This is a genomic window from Clostridium thermopalmarium DSM 5974, assembly GCF_002995795.1.
GTDB lineage: Bacteria > Bacillota > Clostridia > Clostridiales > Clostridiaceae > Clostridium_H > Clostridium_H thermopalmarium.
Map to the genome: position 1 here is coordinate 1 of NZ_PVXN01000042.1, position 5,518 is coordinate 5,518.

The window sequence follows — 5,518 nt, forward strand, 5'->3', positions numbered from 1 at the left end:
GTATAGTTTAAAGGCTTGTCCACTTAATCCTAAGTTTAACACTTCATTTTGTACCATTGTAAAATCTCTCATATCTATCCCCTCCAAAGTGTAGATATGCACCTTTAATACAATGTGTACAAAAATATTTTAAAAATTTTGCTAGTGGATATTTTCGATCAGTATTATTAAATTTGTATTATTATATTGGTATTTTTTATATATCAATTGTGTCATATTAGAAAAGCCATCATTGTCATATAAGATGCGACCTATATGTCGTATCTAATGCGACAATCAAAGAGTATATTCTTTTTAACCGCGAAGCACAACAAAAAGAGTGTTGCAAAATGCATAAAAGTTCTGTATAAAATCAAAAGCCATGCATAAATAGGAAATATACTCCATTACATACATGACTTTTATTTATTATAGTTTATAAATATTAGTTTTGTAATATTGTCTGAGCAACAGCGAGTTTAGAAGGTTTTGAGGTTTTAGAGTCCAGAAATATTAGAGCTTCTTTGCAAAATGAATCTTTCCTAAATGCAAATCCTATATGCAGTCTTATAGTTTGTCATTTACTTTATAGAATATCTTATGATCTCTCCATTTTCCATTGATAAATAGATATTTTTCACTAATTCCTATTTCTTTAAATCCACAAGCTTTTAGTACGTTCTGAGAACGAGTGTTATCAACTAAAGTACTTGCCTCTATTCTGTGCAATTCCATATCATCAAAAGCATAATCTAAAACAAGGTTTAGAGCTTCCTTCATATATCCTTTACCTTGTTCTTCTTTATCAATGGAATATCCTACAAAAGCATTCTGAAACACTCCTCTTACTATATTATTTACTTGAATTTTTCCTATAAGAACCTTGTTTTTATATATTCCAAAATTTACACTACTGCCATTTAAAAACTGTTTATAACTTTCTACTAGACTCTGTCTTTGACCTTCTAAAGTATAAAATTCTTTATCTCTTGTAGGTTCAAATGGTTCTAAGTATTCTTTATTTCTTTTATAATATTCAAGTACGCATTTTGAATCTTCTGGAGTCAGTATTTTTAATTCTATATTTTTACCTTTTAATCTAAGTATATTTATACTGTTATTTCCTTTAAACGTATAGACATCTATACCAAATATAAATTCATCTCTTCTTATTTTATTAACAATATAGCTATTCGATATTATGCCTTCTAAAGCAAAACCTAACTCTATAAATGGCGTCATAATAATATCCTCGCCAGCTATTACACTTACCTTATATACATCCATATTTGTAAATAAAGATGTAATCATTAATTCTAAAGCTTGTTTTAATTCATTCTCATGATTATAATCGTTCTTATAAAATTTTATTCTAAAACTGCAATAGCCCTCTTCTTTATTCAGTTCTATTATGAAAATTCTCCCTAGGTTTATTCCAAATCTATCTTTTACTACATATTCTTTCTCTTTTATTTGACTAACCTTAATATCTATATTTTTTTCTCTATTCATCTAGTGCTCTCCTGCTATCTTACAAATTTTTCTACATAAATTATATATTTTATATTATCTTGTTATATTAAATAAAATATAGATGCTTGTCTTATATAAAAAATAATTTAATTATATATCGTAGAATTACTAATAAATATAAGTATGTATGCTCAGTAAATGTTTAAATTTTATCTTTCATTTATTTTATCTTCTTTAATCAAATCACGTACAACTTGAGATGCAATTATTAATCCAGCTACAGAAGGAACAAAAGCCGTACTGCCAGGAGCTTTTTTTCTTTTATCCATTTCTTCTGGATATATAGTTGCTTTTATTGGCTGTTCTTCCGAATATAGCACCTTTAAATGTTTTACATTTCTTCTCTTTAGCTCTCTTCTCATAACCTTAGCTAATGGGCATATACTTGTTTTATATATATCTGATATTCTTAGTTTTGTAGGATCTAATTTGTTACCTGTACCCATGCTACTTATAAGTTTAATATTTTGTTTTTCACACCAAACAGCTACAGAAATTTTAGATGATACTGTATCTATAGCATCAATTACATAATCCACATCACTATCTATAATTTCACTTATATTATCTTCTCCTATAAAGACTTTATAAGTCTTTACATTACAATCTGGATTTATATCTAAAATTCTTCTTTTCATAACTTCTACTTTATCTTGCCCAATAGTGCTTCTAGTTGCAATTATTTGCCTATTTAAATTTGTTATATCAACCTGATCCTTGTCCACTAGAATTATATTTCCTATACCACTTCTTGCAATAGCTTCTGTTGCGAAACCACCTACTCCTCCTACCCCTAATATTACTACTTTGCTATTACTCAATTTTTTAATATTATCTTTACCAATTATTTTTTCAGTTCTACTTAGCCAATGGTACATCTAAAACTTTCTCCCTTTCTATGCATATATATCTATTTTTTATCCTCTATCAGTATATTATACTAAAAAAATTACTATTTACAGCACAGCTTTAAAATAATTTGAGTTATTTCCTGGGAATATAATTACTCTTTATATTATATAAAAATACAAAATGAGAACTTATAATGCTAAAAAGTCCTCATCTTGAGCTAATGTTTATATTACTTAATATATTAATTCCTTTTTATTGTTTCCACCATGTCATCAAATAATCCCTTTATGCAATTTCCTCTAATATAATTTTGACAGTTATTGCAGCTCTCTGATAGAGAAGTCATACTGAGCAAACTAATTATATACTTTGGCTCATATCCAATACAATTTTGAGCTATTATCATTTTTGTACTATCACAAATCATATTATACATCACCTTATCATTAATATAAATTCTAATATAGTTTGCTCTGAATTTATAATAAAATACATAAAAATAAAACTATACCTTAAGAAATTTTATACTTATTATAATCTCTTAGGGTATAGTCAAATTCTAATAATAATACTCGTCATCAGGATACAGTACAGATTCCGTTTCTCTGCAGTATCTAACAGTAAGACATTCTCCTAAATTTCTAGGACATTTTTTACACATACAGTCATTAACTTTTCCATCACATTTTTTACTGATGAATTCTTGACACTTGCTGCAGTTACTTTTCTGCATAATATTACTCCTTTCAAACAGAGAAAATCTCACTTTTGTGTTTTAGTTTTTCAAGGCAAAGGATAAATTTTATAATACATTAATTATTTTAATTTATCTATATTATATACTTTATACATTATAACCTTTTATCTTTATTAATATTTTGCAGTACTTTTTTAACCACTCTTTTTCCCACTTCATCTTCTTCCATTTGGTAAATGGCATCATCTATATTGCTCCAATCTACCCATTCCACTTCTTTAGATTTATTTATCTCACCTTCTACATAATCAGCCATAAAAGTAAGCATTAACAGTTCTGATTCTGATACTACATCACTTCCTAGATACTTTAAATTATTTACAGTTAATCCTGTTTCCTCTTTTACTTCTCTTATTACCGTGTTCTCCACGCTTTCCCCATTAGCAACATATCCAGATACCAAAACTTTAGAATTTTTAAATATATAACTCTGCTTCATTAATAGTATTTGATTGCCCTTTATTACGGCTACTACAACGCACGGCTTAGGCAAATCAAAGTACATTTTATCATCTATTGGACAATATGGAACTTTTCCTTCATCCCAGCTATCTCTCATAACTAATTCTCTGCCGCATAAAGGACAAAATTTATATTTCATTCTATATTCCCCCTAAATCAGCTTATAATTTAATTATAAGCTAATTACTCGTTTTAGCATAGATAGATTTATATTTAATCTTGCTGCATTACAATATAATATCTACATGATTATTTAATGTTATATAGTTTTCTCCAACTTTACAGTCATAAGCAAAAATATCAACTCCATTACTACTTGCAAACCTTAAGGCTTTTGCAAATTCCTTATCCATATCCTCATGTGGAGAAAATGATTGGGCCCCTTCAAGCTGTATCAAAAATAAAACCCCTGCGCCTTTTCCTGAATTTTTTACACTTACAAGCTCTAAGAGATGCTTTGTTCCTCTTTCCGTTGGAGCATCAGGAAACATACAATGTCCTTTTTCCTCAAGAGTAACCCCTTTAACTTCAAGATAATATTCTTCTCCTTTATCATTAGAGAGTCTAAAATCAAATCTACTGTTTCCATAAGTCTTTTCTCTTTTTATTTGATTATAATCTTTTAAATATTCTACTTTTTTATTTATTAATGCCTCTTCTACTACTGCATTAGGCACTTGAGAATCTATATTTATAAGTATTCCTTTTTTGTATCCAGCTATTAAATCATATTTTGTTTTTCTATCTGGGTTTTTCCCTTCTCTCAATACCACAGTAGTTCCTGGTACGAGAATTTCCTTACATCTTCCTGTATTAGGCACATGAACCATAACTTCTTTTCCATCTAATTTTACATAAGCTACAAATCTATTAGGTCTTTTTATAAACTGTGCAGTTACTATATTGCTATCTATAATCATACTTCACCTTCTTTATAATTATTTTACAATATTATCCACAAATGTTATCAACATTATCCACAATTCTGTGGACAAGTTTTTGTTTATTCTATCTTATACTTCTGTTATATTATATCCTATTAGTATTTTTCTTAATTTATAATACTAATTTATCAAATACCAACCTTTCATATGATACAAAAATATATAACAAAGTATAATACAAAGTTATCAACAATGTTGATAACTCTGTATTATACTTTAAAATAAAGTAAACTTCAACAATTTACTAAAAAAAGCACACTTCAATAATTTTATTAAAGTGTGCTTTGGCAGCTCCTAGGGGAATTGAACCCCTGACTCCGCCTTGAGAGGGCGACGTCTTAACCACTTGACCAAGGAGCCATATCTTATTAAATTTTATTAAAAAATAAAAAATAATAAATATTTAATATAAATATTAAATATTTATTATGGCTGGGATGGCAGGATTCGAACCTACGCATGTAGCAGTCAAAGTGCTATGCCTTACCGCTTGGCGACATCCCAGTATAATATGGCGCGTCTTAAGAGATTCGAACTCCTGACCCACGCCTTAGAAGGGCGTTGCTCTATCCAGCTGAGCTAAAGACGCATATTTTGGAGCGGGTAAGGGGAATCGAACCCCTGTGTTCAGCTTGGAAGGCTGACGTTCTACCATTGAACCATACCCGCATAATATTTAATTTTGGTGCAGGTGAAGGGAGTCGAACCCCCACGCCAAAGGCGCTAGATCCTAAGTCTAGTGCGTCTGCCAATTCCGCCACACCTGCATATATATTAAATTTAAAGTGGTGACTCCTAGGGGAATCGAACCCCTGTTACCACCGTGAAAGGGTGGTGTCTTGACCGCTTGACCAAGGAGCCACATTTACCTGGCAGCGACCTACTCTTCCACACCGTCTCCAGTGCAGTACCATCGGCGCTTTGAAGCTTAACCTTCGTGTTCGGAATGGGAACGGGTGTTACCTTCAAGCTATAACCACCAGATATTATT

The 5,518-nt window shown here is 30.0% G+C and carries 6 protein-coding genes, 6 tRNA genes and 1 rRNA gene; all 13 read right to left on the reverse strand.

Annotated elements, in window-relative coordinates:
* Positions 1 to 546 precede the first annotated feature (546 nt).
* Positions 547 to 1,491, reverse strand: a complete 945-nt coding sequence (locus CPAL_RS08330) for a GNAT family N-acetyltransferase (RefSeq protein WP_061859242.1) — start codon at positions 1,489 to 1,491, stop codon at positions 547 to 549.
* Positions 1,492 to 1,661: 170 nt separating this feature from the next.
* Positions 1,662 to 2,390 carry a tRNA threonylcarbamoyladenosine dehydratase gene (locus CPAL_RS08335; protein ID WP_061859243.1) on the reverse strand — a complete coding sequence of 243 codons (729 nt, stop codon included), beginning with the start codon at positions 2,388 to 2,390 and terminating at the stop codon, positions 1,662 to 1,664.
* Positions 2,391 to 2,605: 215 nt separating this feature from the next.
* Positions 2,606 to 2,791, reverse strand: a complete 186-nt coding sequence (locus CPAL_RS08340; RefSeq protein WP_106024423.1) for a hypothetical protein — start codon at positions 2,789 to 2,791, stop codon at positions 2,606 to 2,608.
* A 132-nt stretch (positions 2,792 to 2,923) separates the two neighbouring features.
* Positions 2,924 to 3,097 (reverse strand): hypothetical protein, encoded by a 174-nt coding sequence (locus CPAL_RS13900; protein ID WP_165815407.1) that lies wholly within the window; start codon positions 3,095 to 3,097, stop codon positions 2,924 to 2,926.
* Positions 3,098 to 3,215: 118 nt separating this feature from the next.
* Positions 3,216 to 3,722, reverse strand: coding sequence for an NAD(+) diphosphatase (locus tag CPAL_RS08345; RefSeq protein WP_061859245.1), 507 nt, complete (start codon positions 3,720 to 3,722; stop codon positions 3,216 to 3,218).
* Between the two features lie 88 nt (positions 3,723 to 3,810).
* Positions 3,811 to 4,503 (reverse strand): DNA/RNA nuclease SfsA, encoded by a 693-nt coding sequence (sfsA, locus tag CPAL_RS08350; RefSeq protein ID WP_061859246.1) that lies wholly within the window; start codon positions 4,501 to 4,503, stop codon positions 3,811 to 3,813.
* 309 nt (positions 4,504 to 4,812) lie between these two features.
* Positions 4,813 to 4,887, reverse strand: a tRNA-Glu gene (locus CPAL_RS08355).
* A 69-nt stretch (positions 4,888 to 4,956) separates the two neighbouring features.
* Positions 4,957 to 5,031, reverse strand: a tRNA-Gln gene (locus CPAL_RS08360).
* 8 nt (positions 5,032 to 5,039) lie between these two features.
* Positions 5,040 to 5,116: transfer RNA gene (locus CPAL_RS08365), tRNA-Arg, on the reverse strand.
* A 6-nt stretch (positions 5,117 to 5,122) separates the two neighbouring features.
* Positions 5,123 to 5,196: transfer RNA gene (locus CPAL_RS08370), tRNA-Gly, on the reverse strand.
* 14 nt (positions 5,197 to 5,210) lie between these two features.
* Positions 5,211 to 5,294, reverse strand: a tRNA-Leu gene (locus tag CPAL_RS08375).
* Between the two features lie 19 nt (positions 5,295 to 5,313).
* Positions 5,314 to 5,388: transfer RNA gene (locus CPAL_RS08380), tRNA-Glu, on the reverse strand.
* Between the two features lie 6 nt (positions 5,389 to 5,394).
* A 5S ribosomal RNA gene (gene rrf / locus CPAL_RS08385) occupies positions 5,395 to 5,511 on the reverse strand.
* Between the last annotated feature and the right edge of the window lie 7 nt (positions 5,512 to 5,518).

Excerpts from the sequence above, each read along its gene's own strand:
- CPAL_RS08330 (WP_061859242.1), bottom strand. The coding sequence starts at position 1,491 with ATGAATAGAGAAAAAAATATAGATATTAAGGTTAGTCAAATAAAAGAG.
- CPAL_RS08335 (WP_061859243.1), bottom strand. The coding sequence starts at position 2,390 with ATGTACCATTGGCTAAGTAGAACTGAAAAAATAATTGGTAAAGATAAT.
- CPAL_RS08340 (WP_106024423.1), bottom strand. The coding sequence starts at position 2,791 with ATGATTTGTGATAGTACAAAAATGATAATAGCTCAAAATTGTATTGGA.
- CPAL_RS13900 (WP_165815407.1), bottom strand. The coding sequence starts at position 3,097 with ATGCAGAAAAGTAACTGCAGCAAGTGTCAAGAATTCATCAGTAAAAAA.
- CPAL_RS08345 (WP_061859245.1), bottom strand. The coding sequence starts at position 3,722 with ATGAAATATAAATTTTGTCCTTTATGCGGCAGAGAATTAGTTATGAGA.
- sfsA (WP_061859246.1), bottom strand. The coding sequence starts at position 4,503 with ATGATTATAGATAGCAATATAGTAACTGCACAGTTTATAAAAAGACCT.